General features: G+C 72.4%; 18 protein-coding genes. 5 read left to right on the top strand and 13 right to left on the bottom strand.

All coding sequences use genetic code 11. From position 1 onward, the window contains the following. Positions 1 to 4: 4 nt before the first annotated feature. The 4 genes from ctaF to OG299_RS04620 all read right to left on the bottom strand — a co-directional run bounded on the left by ctaF (position 5) and on the right by OG299_RS04620 (position 3,588). Complete coding sequence (gene ctaF / locus OG299_RS04635) at positions 5 to 391, bottom strand: aa3-type cytochrome oxidase subunit IV (RefSeq protein WP_266637939.1); 387 nt, start codon at positions 389 to 391, stop codon at positions 5 to 7. Further along, complete coding sequence (ctaD, locus tag OG299_RS04630; RefSeq protein WP_442817579.1) at positions 388 to 2,025, bottom strand: aa3-type cytochrome oxidase subunit I; 1,638 nt, start codon at positions 2,023 to 2,025, stop codon at positions 388 to 390. Before ctaD ends, ctaF begins: the two co-directional genes overlap by 4 nt. A 176-nt stretch (positions 2,026 to 2,201) precedes the next feature. Continuing rightward, positions 2,202 to 2,972, bottom strand: a complete 771-nt coding sequence (locus tag OG299_RS04625; RefSeq protein WP_327360577.1) for a cation diffusion facilitator family transporter — start codon at positions 2,970 to 2,972, stop codon at positions 2,202 to 2,204. Positions 2,973 to 3,030: 58 nt separating this feature from the next. Next, a complete protein-coding gene (locus tag OG299_RS04620) occupies positions 3,031 to 3,588 on the bottom strand; it encodes a type 1 glutamine amidotransferase domain-containing protein (protein WP_266637941.1) in 558 nt (185 codons plus the stop codon). Between the two features lie 230 nt (positions 3,589 to 3,818). On the opposite strand from OG299_RS04620, the gene OG299_RS04615 reads away from it, so the two are divergent. Both OG299_RS04615 and OG299_RS04610 read left to right on the top strand, forming a co-directional pair. Beyond that, on the top strand, positions 3,819 to 4,292 hold the full coding sequence (locus OG299_RS04615) for a DUF6328 family protein (protein ID WP_266637943.1): 474 nt from the start codon (positions 3,819 to 3,821) through the stop codon (positions 4,290 to 4,292). A gap of 123 nt (positions 4,293 to 4,415) precedes the next feature. Next, positions 4,416 to 4,637 (top strand): hypothetical protein, encoded by a 222-nt coding sequence (locus tag OG299_RS04610; protein ID WP_327360576.1) that lies wholly within the window; start codon positions 4,416 to 4,418, stop codon positions 4,635 to 4,637. Between the two features lie 41 nt (positions 4,638 to 4,678). Here the strand turns inward: OG299_RS04610 and OG299_RS04605 are convergent, their stop codons facing one another. The 3 genes from OG299_RS04605 to OG299_RS04595 form a co-directional block, all read right to left on the bottom strand. Further along, entirely contained in the window at positions 4,679 to 5,401 is a 723-nt protein-coding gene (locus tag OG299_RS04605) for a DUF72 domain-containing protein (RefSeq protein WP_327360575.1), read from the bottom strand. Between the two features lie 12 nt (positions 5,402 to 5,413). Next, positions 5,414 to 6,415, bottom strand: coding sequence for a glutathione S-transferase family protein (locus tag OG299_RS04600; protein WP_327364453.1), 1,002 nt, complete (start codon positions 6,413 to 6,415; stop codon positions 5,414 to 5,416). A 72-nt stretch (positions 6,416 to 6,487) separates the two neighbouring features. Continuing rightward, complete coding sequence (locus OG299_RS04595) at positions 6,488 to 6,958, bottom strand: hypothetical protein (protein ID WP_327360574.1); 471 nt, start codon at positions 6,956 to 6,958, stop codon at positions 6,488 to 6,490. A 324-nt stretch (positions 6,959 to 7,282) separates the two neighbouring features. On the opposite strand from OG299_RS04595, the gene OG299_RS04590 reads away from it, so the two are divergent. The 3 genes from OG299_RS04590 (at position 7,283) to OG299_RS04580 (ending at position 9,859) form a co-directional block, all read left to right on the top strand. After that, positions 7,283 to 7,999 carry a cyclodityrosine synthase gene (locus OG299_RS04590; protein ID WP_266637951.1) on the top strand — a complete coding sequence of 239 codons (717 nt, stop codon included), beginning with the start codon at positions 7,283 to 7,285 and terminating at the stop codon, positions 7,997 to 7,999. Next, positions 7,996 to 9,213 (top strand): cytochrome P450, encoded by a 1,218-nt coding sequence (locus tag OG299_RS04585; protein WP_327360573.1) that lies wholly within the window; start codon positions 7,996 to 7,998, stop codon positions 9,211 to 9,213. The genes OG299_RS04590 and OG299_RS04585 overlap by 4 nt, the downstream gene beginning before the upstream one ends. A 124-nt stretch (positions 9,214 to 9,337) precedes the next feature. After that, complete coding sequence (locus tag OG299_RS04580; RefSeq protein WP_266637955.1) at positions 9,338 to 9,859, top strand: putative immunity protein; 522 nt, start codon at positions 9,338 to 9,340, stop codon at positions 9,857 to 9,859. Positions 9,860 to 9,874: 15 nt separating this feature from the next. On the opposite strand, the gene iolD is transcribed toward OG299_RS04580, so the two are convergent. Genes iolD through OG299_RS04550 form a run of 6 tightly spaced genes read right to left on the bottom strand, consistent with a single transcriptional unit; the run spans position 9,875 to position 16,740 of the window. Next, positions 9,875 to 11,803: a 3D-(3,5/4)-trihydroxycyclohexane-1,2-dione acylhydrolase (decyclizing) gene (gene iolD, locus OG299_RS04575; protein WP_327360572.1), complete on the bottom strand. Its 1,929-nt coding sequence runs from the start codon at positions 11,801 to 11,803 to the stop codon at positions 9,875 to 9,877. Further along, entirely contained in the window at positions 11,803 to 12,726 is a 924-nt protein-coding gene (gene iolB / locus OG299_RS04570; protein ID WP_327360571.1) for a 5-deoxy-glucuronate isomerase, read from the bottom strand. The genes iolD and iolB overlap by 1 nt, the downstream gene beginning before the upstream one ends. A gap of 57 nt (positions 12,727 to 12,783) precedes the next feature. Beyond that, positions 12,784 to 13,707: a Cgl0159 family (beta/alpha)8-fold protein gene (locus tag OG299_RS04565; protein WP_266637971.1), complete on the bottom strand. Its 924-nt coding sequence runs from the start codon at positions 13,705 to 13,707 to the stop codon at positions 12,784 to 12,786. A 5-nt stretch (positions 13,708 to 13,712) separates the two neighbouring features. Beyond that, on the bottom strand, positions 13,713 to 14,786 hold the full coding sequence (gene iolC / locus OG299_RS04560; RefSeq protein ID WP_327360570.1) for a 5-dehydro-2-deoxygluconokinase: 1,074 nt from the start codon (positions 14,784 to 14,786) through the stop codon (positions 13,713 to 13,715). Continuing rightward, positions 14,783 to 15,700 carry a TIM barrel protein gene (locus tag OG299_RS04555; protein WP_327360569.1) on the bottom strand — a complete coding sequence of 306 codons (918 nt, stop codon included), beginning with the start codon at positions 15,698 to 15,700 and terminating at the stop codon, positions 14,783 to 14,785. Before OG299_RS04555 ends, iolC begins: the two co-directional genes overlap by 4 nt. Beyond that, on the bottom strand, positions 15,697 to 16,740 hold the full coding sequence (locus OG299_RS04550) for a Gfo/Idh/MocA family protein (RefSeq protein ID WP_327360568.1): 1,044 nt from the start codon (positions 16,738 to 16,740) through the stop codon (positions 15,697 to 15,699). The genes OG299_RS04555 and OG299_RS04550 overlap by 4 nt, the downstream gene beginning before the upstream one ends. Between the last annotated feature and the right edge of the window lie 10 nt (positions 16,741 to 16,750).

Here is a 16,750-nt window from a genome sequence, read left to right as displayed (position 1 = left end):
GGGATCAGGCGTCCCGGCCCGGGCGGAACACGAATCCGTAGAGTCCGGGAATCACCACGCCGCCGCCGATGAGGGCCAGCCATAGCCCCTGAACGGCGCCGATGCCCATGAGCGCCGTACCGACGGCGGTGATCACGGGCGCGAAACTCCTCGCGGGGAACGAGAACTCCCTGCCCCCGCCCGTACGGATCTCCGCATCGGCGGTGTCCTCGGGCCGTCGGCCGCCGCGGCCGTACTGCCGCCACAGGAACGCGGCGACCAGCGCCGACATGAGGAACGACACCGCCAGGGCGGCAATCCCCGCAGGATCACCGGAGAACACCGCGTAGACGCCGCCGGTGACGGCGAAGAAGACCGCCACACCGCTGAACAGCCAAGCCTCCGCCTTCATCGGGGCACCACTTCGGGGTGGTGCAGGTCGAAGGCGGGCGAGTCCGACCGGATCCGGGGCAGGGCCTCGAAGTTGTGCCGGGGCGGCGGGCAGGAAGTGGCCCACTCGAGGGACCGGCCCCACCCCCACGGGTCGTCCACGTCCACGCGCCAGCCGTGGCGATGCGTTTTCCACACGTTGTAGGCGAACGGCAGCACGGACAGCCCCAGGAGGAAGGATCCGATGGTGGAGAGCGTGTTGAGCAGGGTGAACCCGTCGGCCGCCAGATAGTCGGCGTACCGGCGGGGCATGCCCTGCTCGCCCAGCCAGTGCTGGACGAGGAACGTCAGCTGGAAGCCGGTGAACAGGGTCCAGAAGTGCATCCGCCCCAGGCGTTCGTCGAGCAGTCTGCCCGTCAACTTGGGCCACCAGAAGTAGAACCCGGCGAAGGTGGCGAACACGATCGTGCCGAAGAGCACGTAATGCAGGTGAGCGACCACGAAATAGCTGTCGGTGAGATGGAAGTCCATGGGGGGCGAGGCCACCAGGACCCCCGTCAGACCGCCCAGCAGGAACGTGACCAGGAATCCGATGCACCACAGCATCGGCGTCTCGAACGACAGCGACCCGCCCCACATCGTGCCGATCCAGTTGAAGAACTTCACCCCGGTCGGAACGGCGATGAGGAACGACAGCAGGGAGAAGAACGGCAACAGCACCGCGCCGGTGGCGAACATGTGATGGGCCCACACCGTCGCGGACAGACCCGTGATCGCGATCGTCGCACCGACCAGGGCGGCGTAGCCGAAGATCGGCTTCCGGCTGAACACCGGGATGATCTCGCTGACGATCCCGAAGAACGGCAACGCCACGATGTACACCTCCGGATGGCCGAAGAACCAGAACAGGTGCTGCCACAGCAGCGCGCCGCCGTACGCCGCGTCGAAGACGTGCGCCCCGAACTTCCGGTCCGCCTCCAGAACCAGCAGCGCCGCCGTGAGCACCGGAAACGCCAGCAGCGCCAGAATCGAGGTGAACAGCACGTTCCAGGTGAAGATCGGCATCCGGAACACGGTCATGCCAGGCGCTCGCAGGCACACGATCGTGGCGATGAAGTTCACCGCACCGAGGATCGTGCTCAGCCCCGACACCGCCAGCCCCATCACCCACAGGTCGGCGCCCACACCGGGGGAGTACGCCGCCGCGTTCAGCGGGGCATAGGCGAACCAGCCGAAGGCGGCGGATCCGTTCGCGGTCAGGAGCCCGCTGATCACGGTGAGACCCCCGAAGAGGTACACCCAGTACGTGAAGGCGTTCAGGCGGGGGAAGGCCACGTCCGGGGCGCCGATCTGCAACGGCATGATCGCGTTGGCGAAGCCCGTGAACGTCGGGGTAGCGAACAGCAGCATCATGATCGTGCCGTGCAGGGTGAAGAGCTGGTTGTACTGCTCGGCGGAGACGATCTGCAGGCCGGGCCGGGCCAGCTCCGCCCGCATGACGAGGGCCAGCACGCCGGCGAACAGGAAGAAGCCGAAGGCGGTGACCAGGTACATGTTGCCGATCACCTTGTGGTCGGTGGTCGACAGCAGGCGCAGCACATGTGACCCCGCCCGCACCCGTCGACCGGTGACCCGCTCTTCGTCCTGCTCCTCCACCGCTGCCGACAACGGGTCAGTGAGCGACACCAGGGCCTCCAGAAGCGACGACGGACCGGCCGGCCGACGGCCTGTCGGCCAGCCTGGCACCCGGCGTCACCACCACCGACCAAGCGGGACGGCGCGCCGCCGAGAGTTACCCGCATCGAGGAGCGGACGCGGTACGGGAGAGCGGTTCAGGCCCTCGCCGGGCCCCGGTCGCGGCCCGCTGCGCGGCGGGCTGCCGCGGCGTCCGTGACATCGAGGAACACCCGGTCCAGCTCGGGCCGGCGCCCCTGCAGCTCGGCCCTGATGCGGACCATCGCGTCCTCGACGGTCTCACTGTCGTACCCGGCCGTCAGATCGACGCTCGCAGCCAGCAGCACGGAGTCCGGACCCAGGCGCATCGTCAGCAAGGAGGTGACGGAGTCGATCTCCGGCTGCTGCTGCAGCAGCTCGTTCACCGCGCGCTGCACCTCGGGGTCGGCCGCCTCGCCGATCAACCGGGCGCGGGCACCCTTGCCGAGCGTGTACGCCACGTAGACCAGCAGGACGCCGATCAGGATGGAAGCGGACGCCTCGTACGCCATCTGCCCGGTCGCCATGTGGAGGCCCGTCCCGGCCATGGCCAGCAGGACGCCCGTACAGGCCGTGCTGTCCTCCGCGAGGACGGTCCGCAGCGCCGGGTCGCGGCCCGCCCGGATCTCCTCGCGGATGCGGTGTCCGGCGGCCGCGGCCTCGGCGCGGACCTGGCGGACGGCACGGACCAGGGCAGGGAGGCCCCCTCGGCGAGCAGTGAGCTCTTCTGTCGTCGCGTGCACCTTCGGTGCGGCCGGCCGCCCGCCCTCCTGCTCGACCGTGCGCTCGTACTCCGGTCCGAACCGGTCCTGCAGATGGCGTCGCCGCGACAGCATCCACAGCACGACCGCCACGGGCACGATGACGGCGATGAGTGTGCCTGTTGACATGGTGGGCCTCCGTTCGGGGGCCTCGTCCATGGGGTGTTGCGGTGGCGGTGGCGGGCCGTCAGGTGCTGCCGACCGCTGCGCCGGATGCGGCGAACTCCTTCACGAACGCGCCGCAGAAGGCCTCCAGGTCCGCCGGTTTGCGGCTGGTGACCAGCGTGGCGGGCTCCGCGTGGCAGACGTGCACCTTCTCGTCCACCCAGGTGCCGCCCGCGTTGCGGATGTCGGTCGCGAGGCTGGGCCAGGACGTGAGGGTCCGGCCCCGCACGACGTCCGCCTCCACCAGCGTCCAGGGCGCGTGGCAGATCGCCGCGACGGGCTTGCCCGCCTCGAAGAAGCTCCGGGTGAAACCGACGGCCAGCTCGTTCATCCGCAAGGCATCGGGGTTGGCGACGCCGCCGGGCAGCACGAGTGCGTCGAAGGCCTCCTCCGCGGCACCTGCCAGGACGTGGTCGACGCCGTACGTGTCCCCGGGGGCGAAGTGCCGGAACGCGCGGACGCGGCCTGGCCGGGTGGACACCAGCCGCGGGTTCCAACCGGCGTCGAGAACGGCCTGCCAGGGCTCGGTCAGTTCGATCTCCTCGACGCCCTCGGGCGCCGTGAGGAAGGCGATACGCATCGGGGGACACCTCGTTCGGTCGCGCGGCTTCGCCGCCGCGGGCTCCTCTCGTACCGGGGGCGCCTGCCCGGGCGGAAGCGTCTCAATCAGCGCCGCCCGGCCGGGAGCAGCCGGCGGAGGCCCAACTCGCCGACACCGTGTCGCCGAGGCCCCGGCACGCCGTCGGATTAGGCTCGCGAGCGGCGGGTACGAGTGACCGGCCGTTCCCTATGCGGAGGAGGTCGGCTCCCATGCCGGACGATCGGGACGAGACGCCGGCGGAGCGGGCCGACCGCCGCTGGAACGAGACGCTGCAAGAGGTCCGCGTCGCCCAGACCGGGGCCCAGATCCTGTTCGGGTTCCTGCTCAGCGTCGCCTTCACGGCCCGCTTCGAGGAGCTGGGCCACTTCGACCGCGGCCTGTACGTGGTGACGGTGGCGCTGGGCGCTCTGGCGACCGGGACGCTGATCGCCCCGGTCGCGTACCACCAGCTGCTGGCCGGGCACCACCTCAAGCCGCAGCTGGTCAGGGCGGCGGGCCATCTCGTGTCCGTCGGCATCGTGCTCCTCGCGCTGACCGTGACCTTCTCGGTGCTGCTCCTGCTGCGGGTCGCCACCTCGCACTGGATCGCCTGGCCGGTGACCGCATGTGTCACCGGCTGGTTCGCGATCTGCTGGCTGGTCATGCCGAGCCTGCTCCTGCGCAGCAAGGCCGGGAACGGGTGAGGCGCGCCGCCTCGTACGCCGCGTGAACGGCCGGCCGCGCAGGGTGGCCGCAGGTTTTCGGCCGCGGCGTCGGGGCAGGCGCCGGGCATCGGGGACCGTACGACGTACGAGGAGGGACGGGCCATGGAAGACCAAGGCGGCGCCGGAGGCGTTCCCCTGCACGGCCACGACGACAAGGACCGGCGTCGCGCCCCGCACGTGGCGCCCCGGGCCGGCGCCGACGGCAAGGACCTGCCGCCCGTCCGAGCGGCGGACACCGACGAGGCGAGCCGACTGGACCGGCCGAACGAGGCGACCGAGCCGGCACGTGCGAACCGCCACCGGGAGCGGGGCTCCGCAGGCTGATCCCGTACTCGGATCCGCCGGTCGGAGGGGCGCCCGGCCGGTCACCGGACCAGTCGGGTGAAGGCGCGGGCGTTGACGACGGCGGCCCCGCCCGCGTCGTTGTTGAAGTAGGCGAAGACAGCGGCGTCGGGGGGCCAGGTGTCGGCGATCCGGTCTGCCCAGGAGCGCAGCGCCGTCCGACCGTAGCGGGGTGCCGGATCGGCCCGCCCCTCGTGGAACCGTACGTATCCCCAGTCGGCGGTCCGCCACAGCGGGGCCACGGGGCGTGAACCGCGGTCGGCCCAGCACAGGGCGGCCCGGCGCTCGGTGAGGACCGTGCGCACATCGGCGGTCCACCACGACTCGTGCCGCGGTTCGACGGCCACGCGGATGCCGGCGGGGAAACAGGCCAGGCAGGCGTCCAGCACCTCCGGGTCGGCCTGCAAGGTGGGCGGCAGCTGGAGCAGGATCGGCCCCAGCCGGTCGCCCAGGGCGGCCGCGTGGGCCATCAGCCGGTGGACCGGTTCCTCGGGGTCGTGCAGTCGCTTGATGTGCGTCAGGTACCGGCTGGCCTTCACGGCCATGACGAAGCCCTGGGGCGTGCGTTCCCGCCACTGGGCGAACGTCTCGGGGGAAGGCAGCCTGTAGAACGCGTTGTTGCACTCCACGGTGCCGAAGTGCTCCGCGTACGTCTCCAGCCACAACCGCCGGGGCCGGTCTGGGGGATACAGGACCCCTGCCCAGTCCCGGTACTGCCACCCGGAGGTGCCGACGTGCACGGGCATGTCGTCACCGGCTCACGGGGTGAGCGGGGTGTGGTCGGCCGGGACGGCCTCCGCGGCCGTGACGGGGCCGGGTGGTGTGCCGTCGCCGAACGGCCGCCCGCCCAGGGCTGCGCGGCCGTGGGGTTCGAGCCAGCCCGACAGGTCCGGGCCGAGGGGTACGATCCCGGTCGGGTTGATGTCGTCGTGCACGGTGAAGTAGTGCCTCTTGATGTGGTCGAAGTCCACCGTGTCGCCGAATCCGGGTGTCTGGAACAGGTCCCGGGCGTAGGCCCAGATCACCGGCATCTCGGACAGCTTCTGCCGGTTGCACTTGCAATGGCCGTGGTAGACGGCATCGAACCGGACGAGCGTGGTGAACAGCCGCACGTCCGCCTCCGTGATCGTGTCCCCGACGAGATAGCGCGAGCCCTGCAGCCGTGTGGAGAGCCGGTCGAGCCGGCCGAACAGCCGCTCGTACGCATCGGCGTACGCCTCCTGCGACCCGGCGAACCCGGCCCGGTAGACGCCGTTGTTCACGTCCCGGTACACGGCCTCGTTCACCGCGTCGATCTCCGGCCGAAGCGCGGGCGGGTAGAGCGCCGGCGCGCCGTTGCGGTGGTACGGCTTCCATTCCCGCGACAGGTCGATCGTGATCTGCGGAACGTCGTTGGTCACGACCTGACCGGTCGGTACGTCCACGATCGCCGGTACGGTGATGCCCCGGTCGTAGCCCGGATCGCGGGCGAGGTACGCCTCCTGCAGGCGCTCGATCCCGAGCACCGGGTCGCGGCCCCCCGGATCGAGGTCGAACCGCCAGCTGCGCTCGTCGTGCAGGGGTCCGGCGACGGCCATGGGCAGAGCCGCCTCCAGCCCGAGGAGCCGCCGTACGATCACGGCCCGGCCGGCCCAGGGACAGGCACGGCTGACCACCAGACGGTAGCGCCCGGGCTCCACGGGGAATCCGTCGCGTCCGTCGGCGGTGATCCGGGTGGTGAGGTACCGGTCGTCGCGGGAGTACTCCTTGCCTCGCGTCACATAGCTCACGCGAACCGCCTACCCGGGAACCACGGCGGCGAACGCGGATGCGGCCCGGAACCCGCCGCGGGTTCAGTAACGCAGAGCGGTTCCCATGTCGGCTTTGACGTCGCCCGACAGCCCCCGGTTGCTGCGGGCCGTTCCCTCACCGGCTGCCCCTGGGGCGACGTCCGAGAGGGTGACCACGACCGTGTCGAGCAGGTTCCCGCCGGTGTCGCGGAAATCGACCTGGACCGCGAACGACTTCGTGCTCGTGGCGGTGTTGGACACCGTGACCCGTACGGAGGCGTGCCCGTCGGCGTCCTTGGACGGTGTTCTGAGCCGGACGTCGCCCTTCGCGTCCACCCCGTCCTTCACGCCGTCGAGCTTCTTCTTCGCCTCGGCCGCCGCGGCATTCAGATCCGCTCCCACCGAGGCCACGGCGGAGGCCGCCTTCGACGCGACGTCGGAGGGCGTGGTGTCGCCCGAACACGCCGTGGCACCCGGCGCGAGAGCCGCGATCACGGCGGCCGCAGGCAGGATGCGCCTGCGCACACGGGTCATTCGGGCCTCCACGGAGTGGGTCGGTGTGCCGCCGGACCGACAGGCTACAGACGGGCGGGTCGCCGACCGCGTGACGACGCGCGGCCAGGTGCCGGAATCCGCAGATCCGGGCGAATGTCGAGCAGGTGACCTGTGGGTAAACCGTCGGTGCCGTCAGCGCCCGCCCGCCTTCGGGGCATGCCGCCGACCACAACGAAATCCGTAGAGTAACCAGCCGGTAGCTCTAGATCATCTGATGGTTTCTCGGCTACCGTCGTGTCTCGCGCCGCCACACCCAGGGCACAAGGCCCTGTTGGGACTCGCGGTGCAGGGGAATTACTCACGTTGACGACTGCCATTCAAGGCATCTTCGCCGTCCGTCCCTATACGCCTCACTGCCAGGTGATCCACGACGAGGGTGACCACGCCGTCATAGGCATCTCCTCCGGGAACTCGTACTTCACCCACGACCGGGTGCTCGATCTCGCCCGGTGGGGGCTCGAACACTTCCGGCAGGTCGATCTCATCTGGACCGACATGCACGTGGCCGAGATGTTCGTGGCCCTCGGCTATCCCGAGGTCGAAGCGCAGCGCAAGGCGGTGAAGAACCTCCGCGGCGTCCGCGCCAAGGTCACCGCTGCCGTCGCCACCCTCGACCCCGAAGGAGAGCGGCTGCGCGGACGGCCCATGTCCGCGCTCCTGGAGCTGCCGGCCTACCAGCGCATCCGCTCCCGGCTCGACACCCTCATGACCGACGACCCCGAGTTCCGCGAGGTGTGCGACCAACTCGCGGCACGCTTCCTCGCCGACAAGCTGAACGGCCAACCGCCCACCGAGCTGCAGCGCGAGGTGTGCATCAAGTACGTGTGCGCCGAGGTACCCCTGTTCCTCGACACCCCGGCCATCCTCGGGGTCTCCTCCTCGCTCAACTGCTACCACCAGGCCCTGCCGTTGGCAGAGCTGCTGTACGCACGGGGCTGGGGTCTGCGTGCCTCGCGCAATCAGGGCCACGCCGTCATCACCCCCGCCGAAGCACCCGAAGAACAGGACCGCTCCGCATGACCACCACCATCGACCCCGCCCCGGCCGCCGCGGCCGACGAGCTCACCCGGTTCCCGTTCGACGCCAACGGCACGCGACTGCCCGACGAGATCGCGCACCTGCTCACCGACGAGCCGGTCAAGAAGGTCCGCACCATCGCCGGAGCAGAGGCCTGGCTGGTGTCCTCGTATCGCCTGTGCAGGCAGGTGCTCGACGACCCCCGGTTCTCCCTCAAGGACACGTCCGCCCCGGGCGCGCCCCGCCAGTACGCGCTGACCATCCCCCCGGAGGTGGTCAACAACATGGGGAACATCACGGGCGCCGGACTGCGCAAGGCCGTGATGAAGGCCCTCAACCCGAAGGCCCCCGGGCTGGAGGAGTGGCTGACCGGCCACGCGCACGAGCTCGTGGACCAGTTGGTCGCGACGGGCGTGCCCGGGGACCTGCGCCGCGACTTCACCGTCCCGTATTCCACCGGGCTGCACTGCCACATCCTCGGCATCCCCCAGAGCGACGGCCCCGACCTCTACCGGTCGCTGCACGTCGCGTTCATGAACAGCCCCCGCACCATCCCGGCGGCGGGCATCAACTGGGACCGCGACATGGGCCACATGATCGACCGTCTCAACGACCCGGCGACGACGGGCCTCATGGCCGAACTCGCGGCCCTGCGGGACGACCCCGACTACGCGCACCTGACGGACGAGATGCTCGCCACCGTCGGCGTCACGATGTTCGGCGCGGGCGTCATCAGCGTCATGGGCTTCCTCAGCATGGCACTCGTGTCCCTGATCCAGCACCCCGAACTCAAGGACCGGTTGATCGCCGACCCGGCCCTCATCCCGGCCGCAGTGGACGAACTGCTGCGCATCAACCTGTCGATCGCCGACGGCCTGCCCCGCATCGCCACCGAGACCATGCAGCTCGGTGACGTCACCGTGCAGCAGGGGGAGCTCGTCCTCGTCCTGGTCGAGGCCGCCAACCACGACCCCGCCGAGTTCGAGGACCCGCACACCGTGCGCCTCGACCGGCCGAACCCGAACGCGCACCTGTCGTTCGGCGGAGGCGGCCACTACTGCCCCGCCACCGCCCTCGGCAAGCGGCACGCTCAGATCGCCGTCGAGGTCCTCCTCGAGCGGCTGCCCGGCCTCGACCTCGCCGTGCCGATCGAGCAGCTCGTGTGGCGCACCGGGTTCATGAAGCGCATCCCCGAGCGGATGCCCGTGCTCTGGTGATACCGGGCCGGGGCCCTTCGGACACCGGCAGCCGGGTCGCCCGGCTGCCGGTGTCCGGCACCCCCGCACCCCGGCAGGACGCAATTGCGGCGACAGGGGACACCGCAACCGGCAGGATGTGCGGGTGAACAGTGTGACCATCAGCGAGGAAGACCGCAGGTCCCTCGGACGCTGGGCCGCCGACTGCGCCGAGCGGGTGCTCCCGCTGTTCGAGGCGGAGGCTCCCTCCGACACCCGCCCGCGCGAGGCCGTCGAGGGCATCCGCTCCTACGCGCGCGAGGAGCTGCGGAAGGGGCCGCTGCGCTCCCTCGCCCTCGCGGCCCTCACCGCCGCACGCGAAGTCGGCGATCCGGCTGCCACTGCCGCCGCACGCGCCGCGGGCTACGCGGCGGCGACCCCATACATCCATGCCCTGGCCACCCCGCACCAGGCGAAACACGCCCTGGGGCCCGCCATGTACGTGGCACGCGCTCGCGAGCTCGCGGCGGACGAGGACACCGGCGCCGGCGACGAGGAGATCCGGTGGGCGATCGCACACGCCCCGCCGGAAGTCCGCGGGATCCTGCGGCAGATGCCGGTCTTCACCCCGGGGCGCAGCCGGCTGGACCGGCTCCGCCACGAGCTCGACGCAGCTCTGCGCCACTGAGGGCCGCCGTGCCGGTCACAGGTGCCGGCGCTGGGCGCGCCTCTCGGTCTCGTAGCGCTCCCGGGCCTCGCGGGCGGCGGGGGACGCGGAGACCTCCGCCACCGCGACCTCCCACCAGGCGTGGGACTCCAGGGCCGGCAGGTCCGGCGCCGGGGGAACGGTCTCGACGTAGATCGCCGTGGGCCGCTCCGCCTTCCTGGCGTCGAGCACTGCCTGCCGCAACTCCGCGACCGTGCGCGGGCACAGCACGTCGACCCCCAGGCTCTCCATGTTCGCGGCGAGGTCGACCGGCAGCGGAGGGCCCGCATAGCGGCCGTCGGCCGTGCGGAAGCGGTAGTCGGTGCCGTAGCGTTCCGCGCCCACGCTCTCGGACAGGGCGCCGATGGACGCGTAGCCGTGGTTCTGCACCAGCACCGGGATGATCTTGATGCCCTCCTGGACGGCCGTCACGAGTTCCGTCGGCATCATCAGGTACGTGCCGTCGCCCACCAGCGCGAACACCTCGCGCTCCGGCGCGGCGAGCCGGACCCCGAGCGCGGCCGGGATCTCGTAGCCCATGCACGAGTAGCCGTACTCGACGTGGTACTGACGGCGCTCGCGCGGACGCCACAGCCTGTGGAGGTCGCCCGGCATGGATCCGGCCGCGTTGACGACGACGTCGGTCGGCTCCATGAGTTCGCCCAGGACGCCGAGCAGTTGGGCCTGCGTGGGCGGGCGGTTGCCGTCGGGGGCGGCGACGGCCTCGTCGACGGCGCGCTGCCAGCGGGCCACCCCGTCGCTGTACTGCGCGCGATGGCTCTCCGGGACCCGGTACGTGCCCAGGCGCGCGGTCAGCGCCTCCAAGGCGACGCGGGCATCGGCGATCAGCGGCTGCCCGGCGAGCTTGTGCCCGTCCGAGGCGGCGACGTTGACGTTGACGAACCGGACGCCGGGCTCGGCGAACAGCGTGGCCGAGGCCGTGGTGAAGTCGCTCCAGCGGGTGCCGACCCCGATCACCACGTCGGCCCGTCGCGCCACCGCGTTGGCCGCCGCCGTCCCGGTGTGGCCGAGGCCGCCGAGGGCGCACGGATGGTCCCAGTCCAGCGCGCCCCGGCCGGCCTGGGTCTCGGCCACCGGGATCCCGGTGGCGTCGGCCAGCGCGCGCAGCGCGTCCTCGGCGTCGCTGTGGTGGACGCCTCCGCCGGCCACGATGAGCGGGCGCTCGGCGGCGCTGACGAGCCGTACGGCGCGCTCCAGTTCGCCGAGGTCGGGCTGCGAGCGGCGGATGTGCCAGACCCGGTCGGCGAAGAACTCCGCAGGCCAGTCGTGGGCCTGCGCCTGGACGTCCTGGGGCAGGGCCAGGGTGACGGCACCGGTGTCCACGGGGTCGGTGAGCACCCGCATCGCCTGGAGCGCCGCCGGGATCAGCATTTCCGGCCGCCAGATGCGGTCGAAGAAGCGGGAGACCGGCCGGAGCGTGTCGTTCACGCTCACGTCGCCGGCCCACGGGGTCTCGAGCTGCTGCAGTACGGGGTCGGCCGGGCGGCCGGCGAAGACGTCACCGGGCAGGAGCAGTACCGGGATCCGGTTGATCGTGGCGAGGGCGGCCCCCGTGACCAGGTTGGTCGCACCGGGGCCGATCGAGGTGGTCACCGCGTGCGTGCTCAGGCGCCCGCTCTGGCGGGCGTACCCGACGGCGGCATGGACCATCGACTGCTCGTTGCGGCCCTGGAGGAAGGGAAGGCACGCCGGGTCCTGCGCCGCCGCCTCGACCAGCGCCTGGCCGAGGCCGGCCACGTTCCCGTGCCCGAAGATGCCCCAGCAGGCCGTGATCAGGCGCTGCCGGTGGCCGTCGCGCTCCGTGTACTGGCAGGAGAGGAAGCGTACGAGCGCCTGGGCGGTGGTGAGCCGGACCGTGCCCGCGGGGGAGCCGGTCGCGGGGGTGGTGTCGGGCGGGGTCAGCATCAGCGCGTGCCTTCCGTGGACGGGGCGGTGTAGAGGGGCAGCCGGGGGTCGGCGGGCTCGTCCGGCCAGGTCGCGCGGACCCAGGCGTGCGCGGGGTCGTCGCAGATCAGCCAGCGCCGTTCGGCGCCCGGGCCGGCCATCACGTTGAGGTAGTACAGGGGGTAGCCGGGGGCGGCCATGGACGGGCCGTGCCAGCCGTCGGGGACCAGGACGGCGTCACCCGTGCGGACTTCGGCCAGGACGTCCGAGCGACCGCCCGCGCCCGAGGGGTACACCCGGTGGTACCCCATGCCCTTGTCCTCGGCCGTGCCCTCGCCCTTGCCCGCGCTGCCGAGCGGACCCCCGCCGATGGCGAACCAGTAGATCTCCTCCAGTCGGCACTCCTCGCCCGGCCGGTCCTCGTCGTGCTTGTGCGGCGGGTACGAGGACCAGTTCCCGGCCGGGGTCAGGACCTCGACCGCGATCAGCCGGTCCGCCTCGAAGGCCTCGGCGGAGGCGAAGTTGTTGACCTGGCGGGCGGCCCGGCCCGCCCCGCGGACCTCGACCGGCACCCCCGACGCCGGTCCGTAACGAAACGGCAGCTTCGAGGCGCACCGGGCCCCGCAGAGCGCGAAACGGCCCCCTTCCGCCGAGTCGATCCGGGCCGTCGCGTCCCGCGGCAGGTACGCGAAATCGCTGACGGCGCTGAACACGTCCGGACGGCCGTGGAGCCGCAGCCTTCCCCCCTCGCACACGACCTCGGCCGCGCCGGAGAGCGGCAGCAGGATCCACTCGCTGTCGCCGGTTTCGAGGGTGTGGGAGCCGCCCGGTGCCAGGTCGAGGATGCGCAGGGACGTGTGGGTCCAGCCGGCGGACTCCGGGTCGATCCGGCAGCGGTACCCGTCCCGCGCGGCGGCGCCGTCGGGCAGGTGGAGATGCGTCACGTGGTGCTCCAGGTACGGGGGCGGGGCGAGGGCGGGGCGGGACGAGCGGCAGGGGGTTCAGCGGTCCAGCAGGCCGACGGCCGTGTCGACGGCCCGGGCGACGTCCCCGTCCGGCGGATACAGCACGGTGCGCCCGATCATGAGCCCGCGCACCTGCGGGATGCGCAGGGCCTGGCGCCAGGACTCGTACATGGCGTCGCGGTCCGTGCCCCCCTCGCCGCCCAGCAGCATCGTCGGCAGCGTCGTCGAGGACATCATCCGTTCCATGTCCGCGACGATCGGGAGCTTCAGCCAGGTGTGCGCGGTCGTACGGCCCAGGCCCTGGGCGATGTTGTTCGCCCACATCTGCTCGTCCGCGGTCAGCAGGTTGACGATCCTGCCCCGCTGCCGGCGCGAGCTGAACGGTTCGATCATGGCCATGAGGGATCGCTCGTTCAGGGCGTCCACCGCCCGGGCGGCGCTCTCCAGGGTCCGGATGGTGCGCGAGTCGTGCGGATCGATGCGCAGCAGCATCTTCCCGCCGTCGAGACCGGAGTCGGCGATGCCGGCGGCGTCGTACCCCGTGAACCGGTCGTCCATCTCGAACGTGGCGCCGCTCAGACCGCCCCGGTTCATCGAGCCGAGCACCAGCTTGCCGTCGAGGGCCCCGAGCAGCGTCAGGTCCTCGACCAGGTCGGCGGTGCCGAGGAAGCCGTCCACACCGGGACGGGCCAGTGCCTCGGCGCAGCGGGCCAGCAGCTCGTGCCGGTCGCCCATGGCGGCGGGGTCGCCGCCGGCGGCCATGGCGCCGCGCGCCGGATGGTCGGCGGCCAGGACGAACATCGGGCGGGCCAGCCGTTCCCGGTCGAACCGCGGGCGCTGGCGGACCAGCCGCCGGACGGCCTCGGGATCGCAGGCCCGCAGCTCGGTGAGGGAGCTGAGGTCGAACGGCCGCCGCAGGACGGGCGGGGAGCATGCGGTCGGCGCGGCGGCCACGGACATCTCGGTCATACGATCATCTCTCGGTGGCCTTCGGTACGGGAGTCCTTGAGCCGGTGTGCGGCCGGCGGAACGGCCAGGACCGGATCGTCGGGGCGCCGCCGCCAGTGGCGGGCGAGCAGCGCCTGGATCTCGTGGGGTTCGGGCATGTCGTCGGCGCACGCGAGGCGCCCGGCGACGAGGGCGCCGGCCGCGTTGGCCGTCTCGACGACCTCCCGCAGCGACCGGCCCCGGCGCAGCCCGGCGGCCAGCGCGCCGCCGAATGCATCACCGGCGCCCAGTCCGTTGACGACCTTGACCGCCAAGGGGGAGACCCGGACCTCATCACTGGCGGTACGGGCCAGGACGCCCGCCGGCCCCTGTTTGACGACGGCGAGCCGTACGCCCCGCTCCAGCAGCAGGTCGGCGGCCCGGTCGGGGTCCCGGGTACCGACGGCGACCTCGGTCTCGTCGCGGTTGCCGACGGCCACGGTGGCCAGTTCCAGCCCCCGGGCGTACCAGGCGGGGGCCTGCGACGGGTCGTCCCAGAAGGACGGGCGCCAGTCGAGGTCGAACACCACGTCGGCCTCGGGCGCGCGCTGGGCCGCCGCGAGCAGGGTGGTGGTCCGTGACGGGTCGACGGCCAGTCCGCCGCCGGTGATCCAGACGATCGCCGCGGCACGGACGACGTCGAGGTCCAGGGCGTCCGGGGCGATGCACTGGTCGGGGGCGACGGGCCGCCGGTAGAAGACGAGCGGGAAGTCGTCCGGCGGGTGCATCTCGCAGAAGACCACGGGGGTCTGCGTGCCGGGGACGGTGACCACCTGGCGGTCGTCGACGCCGAACGCGCGCAGGGTCTGCCGTACGTACGGGCCGAAGGGGTCGTCCCCGACCCCGGTGACGACCGCGGTGCGCAGACCGTGCCGGGTGGCGGCCACGGCGACGTTGGTGGCCGTGCCGCCGAGCGATTTGGCGAAGGTCCGCACGTCGGCCAGGGGCACGCCGGTCTGCTGCGGATAGAGGTCGACCCCCACGCGCCCCAGGGCCACCAGGTCGTACGACGGGGTCCGGCCCCCGCCCCCGGCGATGCCCGCGGCGCTCATCGGCCGACCGCCCACTGGCCGGCGCCCGGGCCGGCGAGGAACCGCAGCCCCGCGGTGACGTCGCGGACCGGCCCCTCGCCGGGCGCGGGCTCGGCGGTGAGGACGGCGTCCTGCTCCATGACGTACCAGCCGTCGTAACCGCTGCCCTCCAGCACCCCGACCAGTTCCGCGATCTGTGCGTCGCCCCGGCCGAGCGGTCGGTACATGCCGGCTGCGACGGCGGCGGTGTAGCCGAGCCGTCCGGCGCGGACCTGCTCGGCCGTCGCCGCGTCGACGTCCTTGAGGTGGACGTGGGCGATCCGGTCGGCGGCCCGGCGGGCCAGCGCGAGGGGGTCCGTGCCGCCGACGAGGAGGTGGCCGGTGTCCAGGCAGAGCGGGACGTCGCTGCCGTCGAGCACGCGCAGGACCTCGTCCACCCGCTCGACCATCGTGCCCACATGGGGGTGGAGGGTGGCGGTGATGCCGTACTCGCGGGCGACGGCGTTGATGGAGTCGAGACGGGCGAGGAGGGTGCGCCAGCCGTCGGCGCCGAGGCCCGGGCGGCTGTCGTACCCGTCCAGGCCGGTGGCCGCGGCGAGCACGAGGGTGTCCGCGGAGCAGGCGGCGAAGGCGGCGAGGGCGGCGCGGACCGCCGGGAGCGGATCGAAATCCGGATCGTGCAGCACGGCGGGGACGAAGCCGCCCACCGCGCGCATGCCGTGCGCGCCGAGTACGGCGAGGCGCTGGTCGGGGGCGTCCGGAAGGAATCCGTCGGGCCCGAACTCGGTGGCCGCGATGCCCAGTTCCCGCATCTCGCGCAGCACCCGGGCGGGCTCCATCTGATGGCCCCAGCCGGGGACCTCGCACACGCCCCAGGAGATCGGGGCCGCGGCGATCCGGCCGGCCAGGGGCCGGGAGGTGTCCGTCGTGTTCATCGGGCGTCCCCTTCGGCTTCGGCCTCGGCGCGGACGTCGTCGACGCGGACCGGGCTGCCGAGCCGCCGGGAGCGTTCGCAGGCCTCGGCGACGAGCAGTGCCTCGAGGGCGTCGTGCCCGGTGCACGGGCTGGGGCGCACGCCCCGCGCGACATCGAGGAAGGCGTCCAGCTCGGCGACGTACGCGTCGTGGAAGCGGGCGAGGAAATCGGGCCAGGGATCGGCGGGGGCCTTGGGGCCTTCGGGTTCCGCCGAGGTCAGGGGAGCCCGGGCGTCGAGGCCGGCGACCAGGGTGCCCCGGCTGCCGGAGACCTCCATGCGCACGTCGTACCCGGCACCGTTGTAGCGCGTGGCGTTGCAGCTGACCAGGGTGCCGTCGTCGAGGGTCAGGAGCGCGGCGGCCGTGTCGACGTCACCGGCCTCGGAGAAGAACGGCTCGCCGAGGTTGGAGCCGGTGGCGAAGACGCTGACGACCTCGCGGCCGGTGACCCAGCGGACGATGTCGAAGTCGTGGACGCAGCAGTCCCGGAAGAGCCCGCCGGAGGTGGGGACGTACGAGGCCGGGGGCGGGGCCGGGTCGGCGGTGACGGCCCGGATGGTGTGCACGAAGCCGAGGCCGCCGCTGCGGACCGCCTCGCGGACGGCGACGTACCCGGCGTCGAAGCGCCGCTGGAAGCCGAGCTGGAGGGCGGTGCCGCAGCGTTCCACCTCGCGCAGCGCCGCGATCGTGCCCGGGACGTCGGTGGCGATCGGCTTCTCGCAGTAGGTGGGGAGCCCGGCCCGGGCGGCGCGGATGATCAGATCCGAATGGGCGTCCGTGGCGGTCGCGATGACCACGGCGTCGACGCCTGCCCGCAGCACGGCCTCGACCGAGTCGAGCGCGGCGACGGATGCCGGGGCGTCCGCGAGGCCGTCCGCCGCGTCGTGCGCGCGGGCGGGATCGGTGTCGGCCACGAGCAGCTCGGTGACCGCGGGGTGGGTGGCCAGTGTTCTGGCGTGGAAGGAGCCGATACGGCCCGTTCCCAGAAGACCGACGCGCATGGTGTCGCCT

The organism is Streptomyces sp. NBC_01296, assembly GCF_035984415.1.
Lineage (GTDB): Bacteria > Actinomycetota > Actinomycetes > Streptomycetales > Streptomycetaceae > Streptomyces.
This window is presented reverse-complemented; position numbering and strand designations above follow the sequence as displayed.

Bases quoted from the DNA above. Each gene is read 5' to 3' on its own strand.
- ctaF (WP_266637939.1), bottom strand. From the start codon at position 391: ATGAAGGCGGAGGCTTGGCTGTTCAGCGGTGTGGCGGTCTTCTTCGCC.
- OG299_RS04625 (WP_327360577.1), bottom strand. From the start codon at position 2,972: ATGTCAACAGGCACACTCATCGCCGTCATCGTGCCCGTGGCGGTCGTG.
- OG299_RS04620 (WP_266637941.1), bottom strand. From the start codon at position 3,588: ATGCGTATCGCCTTCCTCACGGCGCCCGAGGGCGTCGAGGAGATCGAA.
- OG299_RS04615 (WP_266637943.1), top strand. From the start codon at position 3,819: ATGCCGGACGATCGGGACGAGACGCCGGCGGAGCGGGCCGACCGCCGC.
- OG299_RS04610 (WP_327360576.1), top strand. From the start codon at position 4,416: ATGGAAGACCAAGGCGGCGCCGGAGGCGTTCCCCTGCACGGCCACGAC.
- OG299_RS04605 (WP_327360575.1), bottom strand. From the start codon at position 5,401: ATGCCCGTGCACGTCGGCACCTCCGGGTGGCAGTACCGGGACTGGGCA.
- OG299_RS04595 (WP_327360574.1), bottom strand. From the start codon at position 6,958: ATGACCCGTGTGCGCAGGCGCATCCTGCCTGCGGCCGCCGTGATCGCG.
- OG299_RS04585 (WP_327360573.1), top strand. From the start codon at position 7,996: ATGACCACCACCATCGACCCCGCCCCGGCCGCCGCGGCCGACGAGCTC.
- iolD (WP_327360572.1), bottom strand. From the start codon at position 11,803: ATGCTGACCCCGCCCGACACCACCCCCGCGACCGGCTCCCCCGCGGGC.
- OG299_RS04565 (WP_266637971.1), bottom strand. From the start codon at position 13,707: ATGTCCGTGGCCGCCGCGCCGACCGCATGCTCCCCGCCCGTCCTGCGG.
- iolC (WP_327360570.1), bottom strand. From the start codon at position 14,786: ATGAGCGCCGCGGGCATCGCCGGGGGCGGGGGCCGGACCCCGTCGTAC.
- OG299_RS04555 (WP_327360569.1), bottom strand. From the start codon at position 15,700: ATGAACACGACGGACACCTCCCGGCCCCTGGCCGGCCGGATCGCCGCG.
- OG299_RS04550 (WP_327360568.1), bottom strand. From the start codon at position 16,740: ATGCGCGTCGGTCTTCTGGGAACGGGCCGTATCGGCTCCTTCCACGCC.